This window comes from Pseudomonas sp. P108, from assembly GCF_032613195.1.
In the GTDB taxonomy this organism is placed as follows: Bacteria; Pseudomonadota; Gammaproteobacteria; order Pseudomonadales; family Pseudomonadaceae; genus Aquipseudomonas.
The window spans coordinates 471,097-492,185 of sequence record NZ_CP126691.1 but is presented as its reverse complement, the minus strand read 5'-3'; the positions used below and the strand labels follow the sequence as shown (position 1 = coordinate 492,185).

Here is a 21,089-nt window from a genome sequence, read left to right as displayed (position 1 = left end):
CGCGAGCAGGCTCACTCCTACAGGGATCGTCGGTATGCATAACCCTTGCGCCGTGATCCCGGTTTATAACCACGAAACCGCGATCACCACGGTGGTCGACGCCCTGCTCGCGCAAGGCCTGCCGTGCATTCTGGTGGACGATGCCAGCACGCCATCTTGCGCCAGGGTCCTCGACGCTCTGGCCGAGCGCGACAATGTGCATTTGGTACGCCTCACCGCCAATCAAGGCAAGGGCGGCGCGGTGATGACGGGCTTGCGCGAGGCCGCGCTGCTGGGCTTCACCCACGCATTGCAGGTCGACGCCGACGGCCAGCACGACTTACAAGACGTCGCCCGTTTCGTCGATGAATCGCGCGCCCATCCCGAGGCGATGATCTGCGGTTATCCGCTGTTCGACGAGAGCGTGCCGAAAGGCCGTTTGTACGCCCGCTACCTGACCCACGTGATGGTCTGGATCAACACGCTGTCGCTGCAGATCCGCGATTCGATGTGCGGGTTTCGCGTCTATCCACTGGCCCCGACGCTGGCGGTGATCGACTCGGCGAAAGTCGGCAAACGCATGGATTTCGACTCGGACATTCTCGTGCGCCTGTCGTGGCGCAATCAGCCGATGCGCTGGCTGCAAACCAGCGTGCATTACCCGCTGGACGGTGTGTCGCACTTCCGCTTGTTCCACGACAACGCGCTGATTTCCAGCATGCATACGCGGCTGTTTCTTGGCATGTTGCTGCGCTTTCCGCTGATCCTCTGGCGACGGTGGCGCGCATGACCGGCGAGACCGACAAGAAGCACTGGGCTGACCGTGAAGAGCGCGGCAGTTTCCTGCTGATGAAATTCACCGCGTTCGCCGCCAAGGTTTTGGGCCGACGCCTGCTCAGTCCATTGCTGTACGGCATCGTTCTGTACTTTTTCCTGTTCGGCCGCACCGCACGGCGCAGTGCCTGGCAATACCAGCAGCGCCTGGCCGACTGGAGTCAGCGCGCCGATTTGCGCCCGACGCATTGGCGGGTGTTCGGCCAGTTCATGGCCTTCGCCGATTCGATGCTCGACAAGCTTGACGTGTGGAACGGCAAACTGCGTATCGAACAAATCGAAATCATCGACCCGGCGCTGCTGCGCAACCAGTTGCGCGGCCGTCGCGGGCAACTGCTGGTCGGCGCGCACCTGGGCAATCTCGAAGTCTGTCGCGCACTGGCGGAGATCGGCGAAAAGGTCACCATGAACGTGCTGGTGCACACCAAGCATGCCGAGCAATTCAATCGCCTGCTCGGTGAAGCCGGAGCGACCAATCTGCGTCTGATTCAGGTCAGCGAACTCGACCCGGTGATCATGCTGCAACTGCACGAACGCCTGGAGCGCGGCGAGTGGCTGGCGATTGCTGGCGACCGCGTGCCGCTGCACGGCGGGCGCAGTGTGACCGTGGACTTCCTCGGCCACCCGGCGCCATTCCCGCAAGGCCCGTGGCTGCTCGCCGGTCTGCTGAAATGCCCGGTCAACCTGCTGATGTGCCTCAAGCAACCGGACGGTCACTATCGCCTGACCCTCGAGCCCTTCGCCGACGCCGTGGTGTGGAAGCGCAGCGAGCGCGAGCAGGTCATTCATCAGTGGGCCACCCGCTATGCGCAGCGCCTGAGTCACTATTGCCTCGAAGCGCCGCAACAATGGTTCAACTTTTACCCTTTCTGGAAGACCGATGACGACGCCAACCCATGAGCCGGTAACCTTCGGCGAACGCCCATTGCGCATCGAAGACGTGCTGGCCCTGGCCAACCGTCAGGCGCCCGTGCAGTTGCAGAGCGACGCCGACTATCGCGAGCGCATCGCCAAGGGCGCGCGGTTCCTTGATTCGCTGCTGGACAAGGAAGGCGTGATCTACGGCGTCACCACCGGTTACGGCGACTCCTGCGTGGTCGCGGTGCCGCTGCATCACGTCGAAGCGTTGCCGCGTCACCTCTACACCTTCCACGGTTGCGGGTTGGGCAAACTGCTTGATGCGCAAGCCACTCGCGCGGTGCTCGCGGCACGTTTGCAGTCGTTGTGCCACGGCGTTTCCGGAGTACGCGTGGAATTGCTGGAGCGCCTGCACGCGTTTCTCGAATACGACATCCTGCCGCTGATTCCCGAAGAAGGCTCGGTCGGTGCCAGCGGCGATCTGACGCCGCTGTCGTACGTCGCCGCGACCTTGTCCGGCGAACGTGAAGTGATGTTCCGTGGCGAGCGCCGTCAGGCGGCCGATGTGCATCGCGAACTCGGCTGGACGCCGCTGGTGTTGCGCCCGAAAGAAGCGCTGGCGCTGATGAACGGTACCGCGGTGATGACCGGCCTCGCCTGCCTCGCTTTCGCCCGCGCCGACTATCTGCTGCAACTGGCCACGCGCATCACCGCGCTCAATGTGGTCGCGCTGCAAGGCAATCCGGAGCACTTCGACGAGCGCCTGTTCGCCGCCAAACCGCATCCTGGGCAAATGCAGGTCGCCGCGTGGCTGCGCAAGGATCTGGCGATCGACGCGCCGACAGCACCGCTGCATCGCCTGCAGGATCGCTATTCGCTGCGTTGCGCCCCGCACGTACTCGGTGTACTGGCCGACAGCCTGAACTGGCTGCGTTCGTTCATCGAGACCGAACTGAACAGCGCCAACGACAACCCGATCATCGACGCCGAAGCCGAGCGCGTTTTGCACGGCGGGCACTTCTACGGCGGCCACATCGCGTTCGCCATGGACAGCCTGAAAAACCTCGTGGCCAACGTCGCCGACCTGTTGGACCGCCAGCTCGCGCTGCTGGTCGACGAGCGTTACAACCACGGCCTGCCGAGCAACCTGTCCGGTGCTCCGGCGGATCGCGCAATGATCAACCATGGCTTCAAAGCCGTGCAGATCGGCACCAGCGCCTGGACCGCCGAAGCGCTGAAAAACACCATGCCGGCCAGCGTGTTCTCGCGCTCCACCGAGTGCCACAACCAGGACAAAGTGAGCATGGGCACCATCGCCGCCCGCGATGCGATCCGTGTGCTGGAGCTGACCGAACAGGTCGCCGCCGCCACCCTGCTCGCCGCCAACCAAGGCGTGTGGCTGCGCGCCCAGGCCGAAGACGCCCGAGCGCTGCCGCCGTCGCTGGCGGCGATGCACGAAGAACTCGCCAAAGACTTCCCGCCGGTGATCGAAGACCGCGCCTTAGAAGGCGAATTGCGCCTGTGCCTGCAACGCATCGCCGCGCAACACTGGAGGCTGCATGCGTAGCGCCGGAGTGCTTCACGCCGACACCGAAATCCTCGTGCCGTTCTTCGACATCGACACCATGCACGTCGTCTGGCACGGCCATTACGTCAAATACCTCGAAGTCGCCCGTTGTGCGCTGCTGGACATGATCGGCCACAACTACACGCAGATGGCCGAGTCCGGCTTCGCCTGGCCGATCATCGACCTGCAACTGCGCTACGTGCGTGGCGCGGTGTTTGGTCAGCGCCTGAACGTGCGCGCCAGTCTGGTCGAATGGGAAAACCGGCTGAAGATCAATTACCTGATCACCGACCTGCACAGCGGCGAGCGCCTGACCCGCGCCAGCTCGGTGCAGGTCGCCGTCGACGTGAGCAGTCGCGAGATGCAGCTGGCTTCGCCGAAGGTCTTCACCGATGCCGTAGAAAGGATGCTGCGATGAATGTTTTGGTTAAAAGCCTGAGCGTATTGGCGCTGCTGACGCTGTCAGCGCTGGCCAACGCCTTCGACCTGCAACAACTCAGCGCACAACTGGCGAAACCGGACGTGATCCACGGCCAGTTCATCCAGGAAAAACACCTGCGCGCCCTGCCGCAGCCGCTGATCAGCAAAGGCAGTTTCGTCCTCGCCAAAAACCACGGCCTGCTCTGGTTGCTGAAAACACCGCTGCAACAGGATTACCGCATCAACGCCAAAGGCATCGCCCGTCGTGACGACAACGGCTGGCAACTGCTGCCGAACAAGAGCGCCGGCGCCGAGCAAAACCGTTTGTTCCTCGCCGTGCTGCAAGGCGACAGCAGTGGCCTACAACGGGATTTCGAACTGGCGCTGAGTGGCGATGCACAACAGTGGAAACTCACCCTGACCCCGCGCTCGCTGCTGCTCAAGCAAGTGTTCAATCAAATCAATATCGACGGCGGCGCGCTGGTGCAGACCATCGAATTGCTGGAAACCCAGGGCGACAGCACCGTGCTGCGCATGCAGAACAGCAACGCCAGTCAACCGTTGAGTGACGCGGAGCAACATGACTTTGCCGAGTGAACGCAGGCTGCCCTGGCTGTTTCTGATCCTGCTGCTGGCGGTCGTCGCGCTGGCCGGTTGGCAATGGCGCGACGGTGCGCCGCTGTCGGCGAACCTGATGGAACTGGTGCCCGGCACTCACCCGGACGCTCTTGAACAGCGCGCCGAGCAGCGCATGCAGGAACCGCTCAACCGCGAGATGCTGGTGCTGGTCGGCCACGCCGATCGCCAGCAAGCGGTGGCCATGGCGCAGACGCTGGGCGAGCAATGGCAGGCCAGTGGTCTGTTCGAAAAAGTGCAATGGAACCTGCAGGCAGATCTGCCAGCGCTGCGCACGCAACTGCTGCAAGGGCGGCTGGCGATGCTCTCGGCAGACGATCGACAACTGCTGATCGAACACCCCGACGTGTTCATTCAACAGCGCGTGCAGGCGTTGTTCGACCCGTTCAACGGTTTCACTCTGGTGCCGAGCCAGGACGACTGGCTCGGCCTGACCGGGCGCATCCAGAACAGCCAGCCGCAGCACGGTTCGGTGCAACTGGACATCGGCAGCGGCGCGCTGATTGCCGATGCCGACGGCAAGAGCTGGGTGCTGCTGCGCGCGCGCACCACCGGCAACGCCTTCGACATGAACTTGCCGCTGCAAGTCGCGGCACTGCTGCAACACAGCCGTGATCAAGCCGCGAAATCCGACGTGCAACTGCTCGCCGCCAGCGGCTTGCTTTACGCGGCCAACGGTCAGCAGCAAGCGACTCGTGAAATGACCTGGGTCGGCGGCGGGGCCACTGTCGGCATTCTGTTGCTGCTGTTGCTCGCGTTTCGCCGCTGGCGGGTGTTGCTGGCGTTCGTGCCGGTGCTGGTCGGCATGTTGTTCGGTGCGGTGGCGTGTGTGGCGCTGTTCGGCCACATGCATGTGATGACGCTGGTGCTCGGCTCCAGCCTGATCGGCGTGGCCGTGGATTATCCGCTGCATTATCTGTCGAAGAGCTGGAGCCTGACGCCGTGGCGCAGCTGGCCGGCGTTGCGTTTAACGCTTTCCGGACTGACCCTGAGCCTGATCACCAGCGCCATCGGCTATCTGGCGCTGGCCTGGACGCCGTTCCCGGCGCTGACGCAAATCGCCGTTTTCTCCGCCGCTGGATTGCTCGGCGCCTATCTGTCGGCGGTGTGCCTGTTGCCGGCGTTGCTGAAAAATGTCGAACTGCGCCCCGCGCAATGGCCTCTGCACCTGGCCGAGCGCATGATCGCGCTGCGCGAAAAACTCCTCGAACGCGTACGCACGCCGGTGTTGCTGGCGCTGCTGATCGCCTTCTGTGTGGGCGGTCTGGTGCAGCTGCAAAGCAAGAATGACATCCGCCAATGGGTCGGCGCACCACAACATCTGACCGACGAAGCGCAGGCCATCGCGCGCATCACCGGCTATCAGCCGACCAGCCAGTTTTTCCTCGTGCGCGCCGACAATCAGCAGCAATTGCTCGAGCGTCAGGCCGCGCTGAGCGAGCGTCTGGAGCAACTGGTCAACCTCGACAAACTGCAAGGCTATCTGGCCCTCGATCAACTGGTCAGCCCGCCGAATCAGCAAGAGCAAGTGCGCGAGGCGCTGAACAAACTGCCGCAATACTGGCAGCCACTGCTTGACCTCGGCGTACCGCTCGCCGCGCTGCAAAGCGAACTGCAACAGTTGCAGACCGTGCCCGCCGAAGACATCGACGCGGCATTGGCCGGCCCGCTCGGCGAGCCATATCGCACACTCTGGCTCGGCCCGACCGAAGACGGCGTAGCGGCAATGACCAGTCTGCAAGGTCTGAACAACCCGGCGCTGCTGCGGGTGCAGGCGCTGGATTTGCCAGGGGTGATGCTGGTCGATCGTCTCGGTGAATTGAACGAGGTTTTCGCCGCGACGCAGATCAGCGCTGCCGAACTGAAACTCGCTTCCTGCGCATTGATCGTGCTGGTGCTGATGCTGCCGTTCGGTCTCGGCGGTGCGCTGCGCATTGTCGCCCTGCCGTTGCTCGCCGCGCTGTGTAGCCTCGCCAGTCTGGGCTGGCTCGGTCAGCCACTGACGCTGTTCAGCCTGTTCGGCCTGCTGCTGGTCACGGCAATCAGCGTTGATTACGCGATTCTCATGCGTGAACAAGTCGGCGGCGCGGCGGTGAGCCTGCTCGGCACCTTGCTGGCGGCTGTGACGACGTGGCTGTCGTTTGGTTTGCTGGCGGTGTCCAGCACACCGGCGGTGAGCAATTTCGGCCTGTCGGTGAGCCTCGGTCTGGCGTTCAGCTTCATGCTCGCACCGTGGGCCGGACGCCACGAACACACCGCGACAGTCGCGGAGCCGGCAGCATGATGGTCGTCGCCTTCTGGCTCATGGCGCTGGCGTTGTTTGCCGTGGCCACCCGCGTCGGACGCCACTTCGGTCTGATTCCGATTGTCAGCCAGTTACTGCTGGCGAGCTTCGGCTTGCCGCTGCTGATGTACTTCTGGATCGAGCCAGGCTGGCAGCTCAGCGGCGCAGAACTGATCGCACCAGACTGGCTGAAAAACCTCTACAGCCTGAGTTTCGCCCTGCTGCTCGGGCATATCCTCAGCGATGTGATCGATCTGAAACTGGATCGGCAGAGTGTGAAAATCGCCGTGCCCAGTTTCGCCGTGCCGTTCGCCTGTGGTCTTGCCGCGGCTTATTGGCTACTGCCGGCGCAACCGTGGCTCAACTCGCTGGCCATCGGCCTGGTGTTCGCGATTACTGCGATCCCGGTGCTCTACCTGTATCTGCGCCACATCGATTACCCGCCCGCCGCCACGCGCCGCCTGGTGCAGACCGCGATCCTCATTGATCTGACCTGCTGGACGCTATTCGGCCTCGCCCAGGGCAGTCTGCATCTGAGCAGTCTGCTGCTGCCGCTGGGTCTCGCCTGTGTGCCGTTGCTATTGAATCTGTTGCGTGTGCGTCGACCGCTGACCTACAGCCTCGGGTTCTTTGCGCTTTTGGTGATGGCCGAGCATTACAAACTCAACGCGTTGATCTTCGGCATCGGTTATCTGCTGTGTATGGCCGCATTGAAAGTGCCACTGGTGCTACCGTTGCCGGCGCGTTGGATGAGCCGCTTGCAAACGTGGCTGGCGATTCCGCTGATCCTCACCTTCGGCGTTGTGCAGATCGACGTGCACAGCGCCCTCGCCAGCCTCGGCGCGGTGCAATGGGCGGCGCTGCTGCTGTTGCCGATTGCCAGTAAACTGCTCGGCAACTGGCTCGGTCTCGGCTGGGCCGGTGCTTCGTTCGAAGGCGCCAGCCGTTGGCGTGAAAGCGTGCTGCTGAACATTCGTGGCCTCAGCGAAATCGTCTTTCTCAATCTGCTCTTGCAACAACAACTCATCACCCCGGCGCTGTACTTCGCGCTGATGCTGATGGGCCTGATCGCGACGCTGCTACCGGCCCTGATCGGTCTGCATCGCGCACCATTGAATCTGCAACATCCTTTGCCCCGGAGTTCACGTGCCAATCGTTGAAATGGAATCCCGTCAGGTCGTGATCATCGGCGCCGGCCCGTCCGGCGCCATCGCCGCCGCGCTGCTCAAGCGCAAGGGCCACGATGTGCTGGTGCTCGAGCGCCAGCACTTCCCACGCTTTTCCATCGGTGAAAGCCTGCTCAGCCATTGCCTGGATTTCGTCGAAGAGGCCGGCATGCTCGACGCCGTCAACGCCGCCGGTTTCCAGCGCAAGACCGGCGCCGCATTCGCCTGGGGCGAGCGTTACAGCGCCTTCGACTTCGCTGAGACTTTTACCGGCGGCAAACCGACCACGTTCCAGGTGCAACGCGCCGACTTCGACAAACTGCTGGCCGATCAAGCGGCGTTGCAAGGCGCGGAAATCCGCTACGGCGATGCCATCGTCAGCGTCGATTTCGACCGGACAAAACCGTTGCTCGACGTGCGCCGCGAGGACGGCAGCGAGTATCGCGTCGAAGCGGATTTCGTCCTCGATGCCAGCGGCTACGGTCGCGTGTTATCGCGACTGCTGGACCTCGAAGCACCGTCGAATTTCCCGGTGCGTCAGGCGGTGTTCACCCACGTCGAAGATCACATCGACAACCCGGCCTTCGACCGCGAAAAGATCCTCGTCACCACCCATCCTGAGCATCGCGATATCTGGTTCTGGACGATCCCGTTCAGCAACGGACGCTGCTCGGTGGGTGTGGTCGCGGCCGAGGAACATTTCAAGGGTCGCGACAGCGATCTGGATGCCTGCCTGCGCGGTTTCATCGCCGAAACGCCGAGCCTTGCCGGCGTGCTGAACAATGCCGTGTGGGACACCCCGGCGCGCACCCTCGGCGGCTACGCGGCCAATGTGAAAACCCTGCACGGTCCGGGTTTCGCGCTGCTCGGCAACGCGGCGGAATTTCTCGACCCGGTGTTCTCCTCCGGCGTGACCATCGCCATGCGCTCGGCGAGCATGGCCGCTGCCGTTCTGCACCGTCAGTTGCAGGGCGAAACGGTTGACTGGCAAAGCGAGTTCGCCGAGCCGCTCAAGCGCGGCGTTGACACCTTCCGCTGCTACGTCGAGGGCTGGTACGCCGGCACTTTTCAAGACGTGATTTTTTATGAAGACAGTCAGGCGGAAATCCGTCGGATGATCTGCTCGATCCTCGCCGGTTACGCCTGGGATGAGCGCAATCCGTTCGTCAGCGAAGCGCGTCGCCGCTTGAAGATGATTTCCGAACTCTGTGCAAAGGACGCCACATGAATTACCTGAGCGACAGCTACGTCGAGGAAACCCGCTTCGGTTTCTGGTTCCTGCGCAGTCACACCTGGCAGCACCATGTGTTGCGCGTGGCGATCAATGATTTGCGCGGCTTGTTCAGTGAAGTGCCGCCGGAACATCCGGTGTTGCTGGACGCCGGTTGCGGGCAAGGTAAGTCGTTCGGTCATCTGCGCCAGACCTTCGCGCCCCAGCGTTTGATCGGCGTTGATGCTGATCCGCACAGCCTTGAATTGAGCGGCGCAGAAGCGACGCGCCTGGATCTGGACGTGGAACTGATCGGCAGCGATTGCGCGACGCTCAATGTAGCGGACGCCAGCGTTGACCTGCTGTTCTGCCACCAGACCTTTCATCATCTGGTCGAGCAGGAAAAGTCCCTGGCCGAGTTTTATCGGGTGCTGAAACCGGGCGGCTATCTGCTGTTCGCCGAGTCCACCGAGGCATACATTGATACGTGGGTGATTCGCTGGCTGTTCCGCCATCCGATGCAAGTGCAGAAGAGTGCGGCGCAGTATCTGCAGATGATTCGCGGGCAGGGTTTCGAGTTTGGCGAACGCAATGTTTCCTACCCGTATCTGTGGTGGAGCCGGTCGAAGGATTTTGGCTTGCTGGAGCGGTTCGGGTTGCGCAAGCCAAAGCCGTTCGGGCAGCGCGAAGAGACGTTGGTGAATGTCGTTGCGCGCAAGCCTCTGGCAGAGGTTTCCTGATGTACACAAATCCTTGTAGGAGTGAGCCTGCTCGCGATAGCGGTGGGTCAGCCAACCTGTATTTTGAATGTCCGACCGCTATCGCGAGCAGGCTCACTCCTACAGTGTCCGCGGTGTGGCGACTTTTCGTGGTCGGCGTGATTCTTCTGTTGAGTGCCTGCGCCAGCCAGGCGCCGCTGCCAGCGGGCAACCCGACGCTGCCCCTGCCGCTGCAACTGCACATCGAACGCCAGCAAGCCGAACAACGCCAGGACTGGCTGTTGGTGATCCAGCGCGAAGGTCCCGGCATCCGCTGGTCGATGATGGATCCGCTGGGCATCCCTCAGGCGCGTCAGCAATTGATCGACGGGCACTGGCAAGCCGATGGGCTGCTGCCACCGAATCCGGAAGCGCGGGAATTGTTCGCCGCGCTGTTGTTCGCCCTGACCCCGTCCGGTGAACTACTGCGCAATTACCCCACTGCGCAGGTACAGGCCGGGCAACGCTCCCTGCCTGCGCGCTGGGATATTCACTATTCACAACCGTTGAGCTTTCAATTGAACCTGCCCCAAGGCCCGCACTATCGGGTTGCACCGCTGGGTGAACCGACGCCATGACCGCCTATCTGAATGCCCTCGGCGTGATCTGTTCGCTGGGTCGCGACAAACAACAAGTGGCGCACAATTTGTTCGCTGGCGACTGCTCGGGCATGCGCCATGAGTCCGGCTGGGTGCCCGAACGTGTGTTACCCGTCGCTGCCGTGCAAGGCAAACTGGCGCCGATCCCGGCAGAACTCGCCGATCAGCGTAGCCGCAATAATCAGCTGTTGCTGGAAGCGGCACAGCAGATTCGCGATGACATCGATCAAGCGATCCAGACCTATGGCCGCGAGCGCATCGGCGTGGTGCTTGGCACCAGCACCTCGGGCATCGACGAGGCCAGCCGTGGTCTGGCGCATTACATCCGCGAGCAACAGTTTCCGGCGGAGTACGATTACCGTCAGCAGGAACTCGGCGCGCCAGCGAATTTCCTCGCCGACTGGCTGCAACTGAGCGGCCCGGCGTATGTGATCTCCACGGCGTGCACCTCCAGCGCCCGGGCGCTGATGAGCGCCCAGCGCTTGCTCGATCTGGGCCTGTGCGACGCGGTGCTGTGCGGTGGCGTCGACAGCCTGTGCAAACTGACCCTCAACGGTTTCTCGTCACTGGAAGCAATGTCCGACGAACGCTGCAATCCGTTCTCGGCCAACCGCAGCGGTATCAACATCGGCGAAGCGGCGGTGCTGTTCGTAATGAGCAAACAGCAAGGCGAAGGCCCGGCCATTGCCCTGCTCGGCGCCGGTGCCAGTTCCGACGCCCATCATATCTCCGCCCCTGAGCCGACCGGGCGCGGCGCGCTGCAAGCCATGCAGAAAGCCTTGAACCGCGCGCATCTGCAAGCAACGCAGATCAACTACCTGAACCTGCACGGCACCGCCACCCAGCACAACGACGCCATGGAAAGCCTAGCGGTGGCCGCGCTGTTTCCGGAAGGCGTCGCGTGCTCGTCGACCAAACCGCTGACCGGCCACACCCTCGGCGCAGCCGGCGCACTGGAAGCAGCGTTTTGCTGGTTGAGCCTGAGCGTCGACAATCCCGACCACGCCTTGCCGCCACACGTCTGGGACGGTCAGGCCGATCCCGCGCTGCCGCCGCTGAAGTGGGTGACCGCGAGCGAGCGCCTGACGTCCATTGCACCCCGCTACCTGATGAGCAACTCGTTTGCCTTCGGCGGCAACAATGTCAGCCTGATTATCGGAGATGCCCCATGACTGATTGGCCGCTCGCCGAACTGCTGCCCCATGCCGGCGACATGATTCTGATCGACAGCATCCTCAGCTTTGACGAGGAGCAGATTTTCACCCGCCTCACGGTCAAGCCCGAAGGCTTGTTCAGCCTGCCCGACGGCAGCCTGCCGGCATGGGTCGGCGTCGAACTGATGGCACAGAGCGTCGCCGCGTTTGCCGGTTGCCACGCGCGACTCAAAGGCAATCCGGTGGAGCTGGGGTTCCTGCTCGGCACGCGCAAGTTCGAATGCAACGTCGAAGCGTTTCCCGCCGGTAGCGATCTGACCATTCATGGTCTGCGCTCGCTGGAAGACGACAACGGCATGGGCGTATTCGAATGTCATATCCACGGCGCCGGCATCCATGCCAGCGCGCGGCTGAACGTGTTCCGCCCACCCCAGCCATCCCAATATCTGCAACAGACACAGGAGTCGAACGATGACTGAATCCGTACTGGTCACCGGCTCCAGCCGTGGCATCGGCCGCGCCATTGCCTTGCGTCTGGCGCAGGCCGGGCACGATATCGTCTTGCATTGCCGCAGCGGCGTGACTGAGGCGCAAGGCGTTCAGGCGGAAATCGAAGCCTTGGGGCGCAAGGCGCGCATCCTGCAATTCGACGTTGCCGATCGCGAAACCTGCAAAACCATCCTGGAAGCCGACGTCGAAAGCCACGGTGCCTATTACGGTGTTGTGTTGAATGCCGGCCTGACCCGCGACGGTGCGTTTCCGGCGCTGAGTGACGACGATTGGGACGTGGTGTTGCGCACCAACCTCGACGGTTTCTACAACGTGCTGCACCCGGTGATGATGCCGATGATCCGCCGCCGTGCTGCTGGTCGCATTGTCTGCATCACCTCGGTGTCGGGGCTGATCGGCAACCGTGGACAGGTCAACTACAGCGCCTCCAAGGCCGGGGTGATCGGTGCGGCAAAGGCGTTGGCGATCGAGCTGGGCAAGCGCAAAATCACGGTTAACTGCGTCGCGCCGGGCCTGATCGACACCGCGATGCTCGACGAAAACGTGCCGGTGGAAGAATTGATGAAAATGATCCCCGCGCAACGCATGGGCACCCCGGAAGAGGTCGCCAGTGCGGTGAATTTCCTGATGTCGGCGGAAGCCTCGTACATCACCCGCCAGGTGCTGGCGGTCAACGGAGGCTTGTGCTGATGAAGCGCGTCGTCGTCACCGGCATGGCCGGCATCACCTCGCTGGGCAGCGACTGGGAGACCATCGCTGGCAACTTCGCGGCCAATCGCAGCGGCATTCGCCGGATGGACGAGTGGGATCGTTTCAGCGAACTCAACACGCGCCTGGCCGGGCCGATCGATGACTTCGAAGTACCCGCCCACTGGACGCGCAAACAGCTGCGCAGTATGGGCCGGGTGTCGCGGCTGGCGGTTCGTGCGGCAGAAAACGCCCTGGCTGACGCCGGTTTGCTCGGTGACGAATCGATCAAGGACGGGCGCATGGGCGTCGCGTGCGGCTCGTCCACTGGCAGCACCGACGAGATCAAAGCGTTCGGCAATATGCTGCTCAACTCGGTCGCCGAAGGCCTCAACGCCAACTCCTACGTGCGGATGATGCCGCACACCACCGCCGCCAACATCAGCATCTTCTTTGGCCTGACCGGTCGTTTGATCCCGACGTCCAGCGCCTGCACCAGCGGCAGCCAGGGCATCGGTTACGCCTACGAGGCGATCAAGTTCGGCCGCCTGCCCTTGATGCTCGCCGGCGGCGCCGAAGAGTTGTGCCCGACCGAAGCCATGGTCTTCGACGCGCTCTACGCCACCAGCCTGAAAAACGAGGCGCCACAGACCAGTCCACGCCCGTATGACAAGGGCCGCGATGGCCTGGTGATCGGTGAAGGCGGCGGCATGCTGGTCCTTGAAGAGCTGGAACATGCTCTGGCGCGCGGTGCGCACATCCACGCCGAGATCGTCGGTTTCGGCAGCAACGCCGACGGCCAGCACACCACACGCCCGGAACAAGTGACCATGCGCCGTGCCATGGAACTGGCGCTGGAAGACGCCGGCCTGACGCCGGAGGCCATCGGTTATGTAAATGGCCACGGCACCGCTACAGAACAGGGCGACATTGCCGAAACACTGGCGACCAGCAGTTTGTTTGGCGAACGCATGCCGATCAGCTCGCAGAAGAGTTTCCTCGGCCACACCCTTGGCGCCTGCGGCGCGCTGGAGTCGTGGTTCAGCATCGAGATGATGAACCGCGACCTGTATGTGCACACGTTCAACCTCGACGAGGTCGATCCGCACTGCGGCAAACTCGATTACCTGCGCGGCGAATTCCGCCAGATGCATCACGACTACGTGATGAACAACAATTTCGCTTTTGGTGGCGTCAACACCTCGTTGATTTTCCGCCGCTGGCACTGACCGCAACACCTTTGGAGTGAAGGGAATGACTCAGTTTCACCGCATCGCCGCTCTGTTGGCACTGGCTTTTGTGCTCGGCGGTTGCACCAGCAAACCGGTTTACAACGCCAAGGAAGAGTTCTCGCCCAACCTCGGCTTCACCCAGCAACAGATGAGCCGCGCCATCGTCACTGCGCTGAATGATCGCCAGTGGGTCGTGCAATCGGTACGTCCGGGCATGATCAAAGCGGCGATCACCGTACGCGGTCGCCATCACGCCGAAGTTGATATTCCGTTCACCCCGACCTCGTTCGAAATCGACTACCGCAGCAGCTACGGCCTCGACGCCAAGGACGGCAAGATCCACGGCAACTACAACCGCTGGGTCAATCGCCTGCGCGACAACGTGCTCAAAGAGCTGTCGATCAACCCGGACATCGAAGCCGTCAACAACCTCGGCATCATCAAACAGGGTGCCGACGAGCCGACTTACCTGAGCTTCCGTGAAGGCGTCAAACGCGCCACCGACGCCGGCCTGCTCGACGGCAGCGTGAAGTTCTACCTGGCCGGCGAAACGCTGCCAAAACAGGTGCGCAAACTCGACACCGTGAGCAGCAGCCGTAAAACCAACGGCTCGAACAAGTCCGACGAAGACGCCTGCTTCTGGGCGCTGCAATCGGCCTTGGCCACCTTGCAGAACGCCGCGAAGAAAGCCGACGCCAACGCGGTGATCAACATCGCCAGCGTCGACCAGCGTGACCTGTACAAAGACACCGAAAAATTCCAGTGCCGTGCCGGGCTCGTGGTGTCGAGCGTGGCGCTGCGCGGGGATCTGGCGCACGTGGATTGATGGGATTGTAGAAACGACAAAGGGCGCCATTCGGCGCCCTTTCACAAACAGGTTGGCTTGTCATCGCCGATTACCTGTCTGGCTCTGCGATGGCTGGTCACCCAGGATCCTCAGAGTCTCACAAGCCCCTTGCGGGAGCATTTTGGGGCGTCGCCCAACATCCTGAGGCGGGCACGGGCAAGCGTCCCGTGCACTTTGGCGATGAACCGAAGATCTTCCCCTGCCTCATCCAGGCAAACCTCAAGATAGGTCACCAAGTCCTCATCAGTTTTCAAATAATCGATAGAGTCCCATTTCGTAAATTTTTCGATCATGTTTTTTCTTGATGTTTTCTGGCGTTAAGAAAATTAGCGTCCTTAGGTTATTCATACAAGGCACTCACTTCTGAAGTTTTCGTAGGGAATGCACTGACCTTGCGTAGTCCAGATCGCAATCACCTTAAATCCGCGATAACGCGAGGATAAATTTTCTCGCCACAAGGGCACCATTCGGCGCCCTGCTCATTTCCGCTCTACACTCGTCCGGACAGGCCGTCGCACCGCGGCTGGTGGAACGGCGAGCCCATCAGCCCTGCACTCGCGGTTCTCTTTCACCGTCAAGGAGATGACCATGCAAGTGAAAGCCCTGATCGCCGTCGCACTTTTCGCGCTACTGCCCAGCGCCAGCCACGCTACCAACCTCATGTACATGCCTTTCGAAACCGTGCTGTCGGATGCGCTTCGCGCCGGGCGGCTGGATGGCAGTGTGAAGTTCTATCTGCTCGGTAATGGGCCGCAGGGCACGCAGCAGTTGCTGCGCCGAGGGGTGGTCAGTGATTTGAAGACCAACGGCTTCAACAAGAGTGACCACAACTCCTGCGAGTGGGTGTTGCAGTCGAATCTGATCAAGTTGCAGGCCGATGCCAAGCGGGTCGGGGCGAATGCGGTGGTCAATATCGTCAGCTATTACGACCAGAATGTGCGCAAGGATTTGAATACGTACGAGTGCCGGGCGGGGATTTTTGTCACGCGGGTGGCGTTGAGGGGGGATTTGGTGCGGTTGCCCTGAAATCGGTGATGTTTGGGCCGACGCCTTCGCGAGCAGGCTCGCTCCCACCTTGGAATGCGTTCCCCTGTGGGAGCGAGCCTGCTCGCGATTTGATTGCGCAGCAATCACGCCTTTGAAGGTTCAACCTTGCGCGTGAGCAGGTCGACAAACGCCTTGGCCATCGGCGATTTCTGATCCTTGCGCTGCACCAGCCACACCGCCGACACCGCTTCCGGATCAAGCAACGGCCGGTAGACCACGCCGTCGATGCGCATCCGCTGATAAGACGCCGGCAGTACCGAAACTCCAAGCCCCGCTGCGACCAGACCAATGATGGTCATCGCCTCTCCCGCCTCTTGGGCGAAGTGCGGGCTGAACCCGGCATCGCGCGCCAGGCTCAGCAATTGCGCATACAGCCCGCTGCCGTAGCTGCGCGGAAAGAACACGAACGGCTCCAGCGCCAGCGCCGAGAGGAACAGCCCTTCTTCACTGCCCTGCGCCAATGGATGCTTGGAACCGAGCACGGCGACCAGCGGCTCACGCATCAACTCCACCACACTCAGCGAATCGGGCAAACCCAGCGGGCGCATGATGCCAACCTCGATCGACTCATCCACCAGGCCCTCGGCGACTTGCGTGCTACTCATCTCGCGAAGGTTGAGGTGCACCGCCGGAAAACGCTGACGAAAGGCAAAGATCGCCTGCGGAATCGTCGAGTTGAACGGCGCCGAAGAGGTGAAGCCTATCTTCAACTCGCCCAATTCACCGAGCTGCGCACGTCGGGCGACGTCTGCCGCTTTATCAACCTGCGCCAACACCAGCCGCGCCTCCTCGAGAAACAACCGCCCGGCCTCACTCAGCTCAACACGACGATTGGTGCGCTCGAACAACCGCGCGCCAACCTCTTGCTCCAGCGCCTGAATCTGCTGGCTCAGCGGTGGCTGCGAGATGCCCAGCACCTGTGCCGCGCGGCCAAAGTGCAATTCTTCGGCGACGGCGATGAAGTAGCGCAGATGACGCAATTCCATGGAAACCCCATTAAGTCGTTAAAGCTATCAAACAGGTCGAACAATATATTGGATAGAAACATTAGCCAGCTATATGATTTTTTCATTGCCTGCCTGGCCGTGCCCTCCGAGGTCTGAAGTGAAAACTGCTGTCGCGCCCCTAGCCCATGAAGTCCCGCCTGCTGCGGCGGACGATGTCGTCGCCGAGCTGCAAGAGATCTACATTGAAAAAGGCACGCCGATGTTCATGCGCACGGTGCTAGCGCTGTTCAGCGGCGGCTTCGCGACGTTTGCCCTGTTGTATTGCGTACAGCCGATGATGCCGCTGCTGTCCCACGAGTACGGGATCAATGCGGCGCAGAGCAGCCTGATCCTCTCGGTGGCGACCGGCATGCTCGCCATCGGGCTGCTGATCACCGGGCCGATTTCCGATCGGGTCGGACGCAAACCGGTGATGGTGACCGCGCTGTTCGCGGCAGCACTGTGCACCATGGCCAGCGCAATGATGCCGAGCTGGGAAGGCGTGCTGATCATGCGCGCGCTGATCGGGCTGTCATTGAGTGGGCTGGCAGCGGTGGCAATGACCTATCTGAGCGAAGAAATTCACCCTCAACACATTGGTCTGGCGATGGGTTTGTACATCGGTGGCAACGCGATTGGCGGAATGAGCGGGCGCTTGATCACCGGCGTGCTGATCGACTTCGTCAGTTGGCACACGGCGATGCTGGTGATTGGCGGTCTGGCGATGATCGCCGCCGCGGTGTTCTGGAAGATTCTTCCGGAGTCGCGCAACTTCCGTTCACGCTCGCTGCACCCGCGCAGCCTCCTCGACGGCTTCACCATGCACTTTCGCGATGCCGGTCTGCCGTTGCTGTTTCTTGAAGCGTTCGTGTTGATGGGCGCGTTCGTCACACTGTTCAACTACATCGGTTATCGCTTGCTGGCTGCGCCGTACAACCTTGATCAGGTGTTCGTCGGTTTGCTGTCGGTGGTGTATCTGTCGGGGATTTACAGCTCGGCGAAGATCGGTTCGCTGGCGGACAAACTGGGGCGACGCAAAGTGCTGTGGGCGACCATTGCGCTGATGTTTGCCGGCCTTGCGTTGACGATGTTTACGCCGCTGTTACTGGTGATTGTCGGCATGTTGATTTTCACCTTTGGCTTCTTTGGCGCGCACTCAGTGGCGAGTAGCTGGATCGGCCGTCGCGCGACCAAGGCCAAGGGTCAGGCGTCGTCGTTGTACCTGTTCAGTTATTACGCCGGGTCGAGCATTGCCGGCACGGCGGGCGGGGTGTTCTGGCATCTTGGCGGGTGGAATGGCATCGGCTTGTTTATTGGCGCGCTGTTGCTGATCGCGCTGCTGGTGGCGTTGAAGCTGGCGAAGTTGCCGCCTCTCAGCGGTGTCAAAGCCTGACGCGTAACCCATGTAGGAGTGAGCCTGCTCGCGATAGCGGAGTGTCAGCCAGTACATTCAGCGACTGACTCACCGCTATCGCGAGCAGGCTCACTCCTACAATTGGTCCGCGGCCGACATTGAGTCGTGCAAATAAAAACGCCCGGCATTTAGCCGGGCGTTTTTTATGGTGTGGCGATCACTCGTGATACTGCGCCGACAGCTCATGCACCGCGCGCAAGAACGCACCGGCGTGCTCCGGATCAACCTCTGGCGTGATGCCATGGCCGAGGTTGAACACGTGACCACTGCCCTTGCCGTAGCTGGCCAGAATGCGCCCGACTTCAGTGCGGATCGCTTCCGGTTTGGCGTAGAGCACGGTCGGGTCCATGTTGCCTTGCAGCGCAACCTTGTCGCCAACGCGGGCGCGGGCGTTGCCGATGTCGCAGGTCCAGTCCAGGCCCAATGCGTCGGCGCCAGCCTCGGCGATGCTTTCCAGCCACAGGCCGCCGTTTTTGGTGAAGAGGATCACCGGCACTTTGCGCCCGTCGTGCTCGCGGATCAGGCCGCTGACGATTTTCTTCATGTAGGCCAGCGAAAACTCCTGGTACGCCGCCGCCGACAGATTGCCACCCCAGGTGTCGAAGATCTGCACCGCTTGCGCGCCGGCCATGATCTGACCGTTGAGGTACGAGGTCACCGACTGCGCCAGTTTATCCAGCAGCAGGTGCATGGCCTGCGGGTTGTCGTAGAGCATCGCTTTGGTCTTGCGGAAGTCTTTGGATGAGCCGCCTTCGACCATGTAGGTCGCCAGGGTCCACGGGCTGCCGGAGAAGCCGATCAACGGCACACGACCGTTCAGCTCGCGACGGATGGTGCTGACCGCGTCCATGACGTAGCCGAGGTCTTTGTGTGGATCCGGGATCGGCAACGCTTCGATATCGGCCAGGGTGCTGACGACTTTCTTGAAGCGCGGACCTTCACCGGTCTCGAAGTACAGGCCTTGGCCCATGGCATCGGGGATGGTGAGGATGTCGGAAAACAGGATCGCCGCGTCCAGTTGTGGATAGCGGTCGAGCGGTTGCATCGTGACTTCGCAGGCGAATTCCGGATTCATGCACAGGCTCATGAAATCACCGGCCTGGGCGCGGCTGGCGCGGTATTCCGGCAGGTAGCGACCGGCCTGACGCATCATCCACACCGGGGTGACGTCAACGGGTTGCTTGAGCAGGGCGCGGAGGAAACGGTCGTTCTTCAGGGCAGTCATGTCGGCATCCGGAAAAAAAGTGCGGGCATTTTCTCAGAGCGCGACGCAAAAGGCACGGATGCAGGTCAGCCTTTTGTCTATCGGGTCAATTTATTGCGTTGGAATGCGCTATCAGCAACACCGAGAAACAACTGTGGGAGCGAGCCTGCTCGCGAAGAGGTCGGCACATCCAACATTTAAGTTGGCTGACAGACCGCTTTCGCGAGCAGGCTCGCTCCCACATTTTTGATCGCATTTCAGCTTGAAATGTAATCAGACGCCCAGGTAATCGAGGATCCCTTCGGCGGCATTGCGGCCTTCGAAGATGGCCGTCACCACCAGGTCGGAACCGCGCACCATGTCACCACCGGCAAAGATTTTCGGGTTGCTGGTCTGATGCTTGTACTGACCTTGCTCAGGCGCAACGACGCGGCCCTGGCTGTCGGTCTGGATCTCGAACTGTTCGAACCACGGCGCCGGGCTCGGGCGGAAGCCGAAGGCGATGACCACGGCGTCGGCCGGGATGATCTCTTCGGAGCCCGGGATCGGCTCAGGGCTGCGACGGCCACGGGCGTCCGGTTCGCCGAGACGGGTCTCGACCACTTTCACGCCTTCAACCTTGTCCTCACCGACGATAGCGATCGGCTGGCGGTTGTAGAGGAACTTCACGCCTTCTTCCTTGGCGTTCTTCACCTCTTTACGCGAGCCGGGCATGTTCGCTTCGTCACGACGATACGCGCAGGTCACCGACTTGGCGCCCTGACGGATCGACGTGCGGTTGCAGTCCATCGCCGTGTCGCCGCCGCCGAGTACCACAACCTTCTTGCCTTTCATGTCGACGAAGTCTTCCGGCGACTTTTCAAAGCCCAGGTTGCGGTTGACGTTGGCGATCAGGAAATCCAGTGCGTCATAGACGCCCGGCAGATCCTCACCGGCAAAACCGCCCTTCATGTAGGTGTAGGTGCCCATGCCCATGAACACTGCATCGTATTCGGCGAGCAGTTGTTCCATGGTCACGTCTTTGCCGACTTCGGTATTCAGACGGAACTCGATGCCCATGCCGGTGAAGACTTCGCGACGATTGCTCAGCACGGTCTTTTCCAGCTTGAACTCGGGGATGCCGAAGGTCAGCAAGCCACCGATTTCCGGGTTCTTGTCGAACACCACCGGGGTCACGCCGCCGCGTACCAGCACGTCGGCACAACCCAGACCCGCCGGGCCCGCGCCGATGATCGCGACACGTTTGCCGGTCGGTTTGACCTTGGACATGTCCGGGCGCCAGCCCATGGCGAACGCGGTGTCGGTGATGTACTTCTCGACCGAACCGATGGTCACCGCGCCGAAACCGTCGTTAAGGGTGCAGGCACCCTCGCACAGACGATCCTGCGGACAGACCCGGCCGCAGACTTCCGGCAGGGTGTTGGTCTGGTGCGACAGCTCGGCGGCCTGAAGGATGTTGCCTTCGGCCACCAATTTGAGCCAGTTGGGAATGAAGTTGTGCACCGGGCACTTCCATTCGCAATACGGGTTGCCGCAACCCAGGCAGCGGTGGGCCTGGTCGGCCGACTGCTGGGGTTTGAACGGTTCGTAGATTTCGACGAACTCTTTCTTGCGTTGACGCAACAGTTTCTTCTTCGGATCTTTGCGCCCGACATCGATGAACTGGAAGTCGTTATTCAGACGTTCAGCCATTGTTA

General features: G+C 61.7%; 21 protein-coding genes. 17 read left to right on the top strand and 4 right to left on the bottom strand.

Features of this window, described 5'->3' with window-relative positions; translation table 11 throughout:
• The first annotated feature begins 34 nt into the window (after positions 1–34).
• From QOM10_RS02155 to QOM10_RS02085, 15 genes are read left to right on the top strand one after another with little or no spacing between them, the layout of a single operon-like run.
• Positions 35–769, top strand: coding sequence for a glycosyltransferase family 2 protein (locus tag QOM10_RS02155; RefSeq protein WP_150775536.1), 735 nt, complete (start codon positions 35–37; stop codon positions 767–769).
• Positions 766–1,713, top strand: coding sequence for a glycosyl transferase (locus QOM10_RS02150; protein ID WP_150775535.1), 948 nt, complete (start codon positions 766–768; stop codon positions 1,711–1,713). Before QOM10_RS02155 ends, QOM10_RS02150 begins: the two co-directional genes overlap by 4 nt.
• Positions 1,694–3,238 (top strand): histidine ammonia-lyase, encoded by a 1,545-nt coding sequence (hutH, locus tag QOM10_RS02145; RefSeq protein ID WP_127925547.1) that lies wholly within the window; start codon positions 1,694–1,696, stop codon positions 3,236–3,238. The genes QOM10_RS02150 and hutH overlap by 20 nt, the downstream gene beginning before the upstream one ends.
• Complete coding sequence (locus QOM10_RS02140; RefSeq protein WP_150775534.1) at positions 3,231–3,656, top strand: acyl-CoA thioesterase; 426 nt, start codon at positions 3,231–3,233, stop codon at positions 3,654–3,656. Before hutH ends, QOM10_RS02140 begins: the two co-directional genes overlap by 8 nt.
• Entirely contained in the window at positions 3,653–4,255 is a 603-nt protein-coding gene (locus QOM10_RS02135) for an outer membrane lipoprotein carrier protein LolA (protein ID WP_316917505.1), read from the top strand. Before QOM10_RS02140 ends, QOM10_RS02135 begins: the two co-directional genes overlap by 4 nt.
• The gene (locus QOM10_RS02130) at positions 4,239–6,578 is read left to right on the top strand and encodes an MMPL family transporter (RefSeq protein WP_316917504.1); all 2,340 of its coding nucleotides are present in this window, start codon (positions 4,239–4,241) and stop codon (positions 6,576–6,578) included. The genes QOM10_RS02135 and QOM10_RS02130 overlap by 17 nt, the downstream gene beginning before the upstream one ends.
• Entirely contained in the window at positions 6,575–7,738 is a 1,164-nt protein-coding gene (locus QOM10_RS02125; RefSeq protein ID WP_150775532.1) for a sodium:proton antiporter, read from the top strand. Before QOM10_RS02130 ends, QOM10_RS02125 begins: the two co-directional genes overlap by 4 nt.
• On the top strand, positions 7,725–8,972 hold the full coding sequence (locus tag QOM10_RS02120; protein WP_160037946.1) for an NAD(P)/FAD-dependent oxidoreductase: 1,248 nt from the start codon (positions 7,725–7,727) through the stop codon (positions 8,970–8,972). Before QOM10_RS02125 ends, QOM10_RS02120 begins: the two co-directional genes overlap by 14 nt.
• A complete protein-coding gene (locus tag QOM10_RS02115) occupies positions 8,969–9,694 on the top strand; it encodes a class I SAM-dependent methyltransferase (protein WP_316917503.1) in 726 nt (241 codons plus the stop codon). Before QOM10_RS02120 ends, QOM10_RS02115 begins: the two co-directional genes overlap by 4 nt.
• Complete coding sequence (locus tag QOM10_RS02110; RefSeq protein WP_410479196.1) at positions 9,694–10,290, top strand: hypothetical protein; 597 nt, start codon at positions 9,694–9,696, stop codon at positions 10,288–10,290. Before QOM10_RS02115 ends, QOM10_RS02110 begins: the two co-directional genes overlap by 1 nt.
• The gene (locus QOM10_RS02105; protein WP_127925539.1) at positions 10,287–11,483 is read left to right on the top strand and encodes a beta-ketoacyl-[acyl-carrier-protein] synthase family protein; all 1,197 of its coding nucleotides are present in this window, start codon (positions 10,287–10,289) and stop codon (positions 11,481–11,483) included. The genes QOM10_RS02110 and QOM10_RS02105 overlap by 4 nt, the downstream gene beginning before the upstream one ends.
• The gene (locus tag QOM10_RS02100) at positions 11,480–11,944 is read left to right on the top strand and encodes a hotdog family protein (protein ID WP_316917501.1); all 465 of its coding nucleotides are present in this window, start codon (positions 11,480–11,482) and stop codon (positions 11,942–11,944) included. Before QOM10_RS02105 ends, QOM10_RS02100 begins: the two co-directional genes overlap by 4 nt.
• Entirely contained in the window at positions 11,937–12,665 is a 729-nt protein-coding gene (gene fabG, locus QOM10_RS02095; RefSeq protein ID WP_122599393.1) for a 3-oxoacyl-ACP reductase FabG, read from the top strand. The genes QOM10_RS02100 and fabG overlap by 8 nt, the downstream gene beginning before the upstream one ends.
• Positions 12,665–13,891, top strand: coding sequence for a beta-ketoacyl-ACP synthase (locus QOM10_RS02090; protein WP_150775527.1), 1,227 nt, complete (start codon positions 12,665–12,667; stop codon positions 13,889–13,891). The genes fabG and QOM10_RS02090 overlap by 1 nt, the downstream gene beginning before the upstream one ends.
• A gap of 25 nt (positions 13,892–13,916) precedes the next feature.
• Complete coding sequence (locus QOM10_RS02085) at positions 13,917–14,720, top strand: hypothetical protein (protein ID WP_038360091.1); 804 nt, start codon at positions 13,917–13,919, stop codon at positions 14,718–14,720.
• Between the two features lie 110 nt (positions 14,721–14,830).
• Here the strand turns inward: QOM10_RS02085 and QOM10_RS02080 are convergent, their stop codons facing one another.
• Complete coding sequence (locus tag QOM10_RS02080; RefSeq protein WP_316917500.1) at positions 14,831–15,034, bottom strand: transcriptional regulator; 204 nt, start codon at positions 15,032–15,034, stop codon at positions 14,831–14,833.
• A 295-nt stretch (positions 15,035–15,329) separates the two neighbouring features.
• Here QOM10_RS02080 and QOM10_RS02075 point away from each other — a divergent pair, with 295 nt between their 5' ends.
• Positions 15,330–15,767, top strand: coding sequence for an excinuclease (locus QOM10_RS02075; protein WP_316917499.1), 438 nt, complete (start codon positions 15,330–15,332; stop codon positions 15,765–15,767).
• A gap of 104 nt (positions 15,768–15,871) precedes the next feature.
• Here QOM10_RS02075 and QOM10_RS02070 read toward each other — a convergent pair whose 3' ends face one another.
• Positions 15,872–16,774, bottom strand: coding sequence for a LysR family transcriptional regulator (locus tag QOM10_RS02070; protein WP_099757784.1), 903 nt, complete (start codon positions 16,772–16,774; stop codon positions 15,872–15,874).
• A gap of 118 nt (positions 16,775–16,892) precedes the next feature.
• Here QOM10_RS02070 and QOM10_RS02065 point away from each other — a divergent pair, with 118 nt between their 5' ends.
• On the top strand, positions 16,893–18,167 hold the full coding sequence (locus QOM10_RS02065) for an MFS transporter (protein WP_095047211.1): 1,275 nt from the start codon (positions 16,893–16,895) through the stop codon (positions 18,165–18,167).
• 178 nt (positions 18,168–18,345) lie between these two features.
• Here the strand turns inward: QOM10_RS02065 and hemE are convergent, their stop codons facing one another.
• Together hemE and QOM10_RS02055 are read right to left on the bottom strand one after the other, a co-directional pair.
• On the bottom strand, positions 18,346–19,413 hold the full coding sequence (gene hemE, locus QOM10_RS02060; protein WP_008077242.1) for a uroporphyrinogen decarboxylase: 1,068 nt from the start codon (positions 19,411–19,413) through the stop codon (positions 18,346–18,348).
• Positions 19,414–19,665: 252 nt separating this feature from the next.
• A complete protein-coding gene (locus tag QOM10_RS02055; protein ID WP_007909438.1) occupies positions 19,666–21,084 on the bottom strand; it encodes an FAD-dependent oxidoreductase in 1,419 nt (472 codons plus the stop codon).
• Between the last annotated feature and the right edge of the window lie 5 nt (positions 21,085–21,089).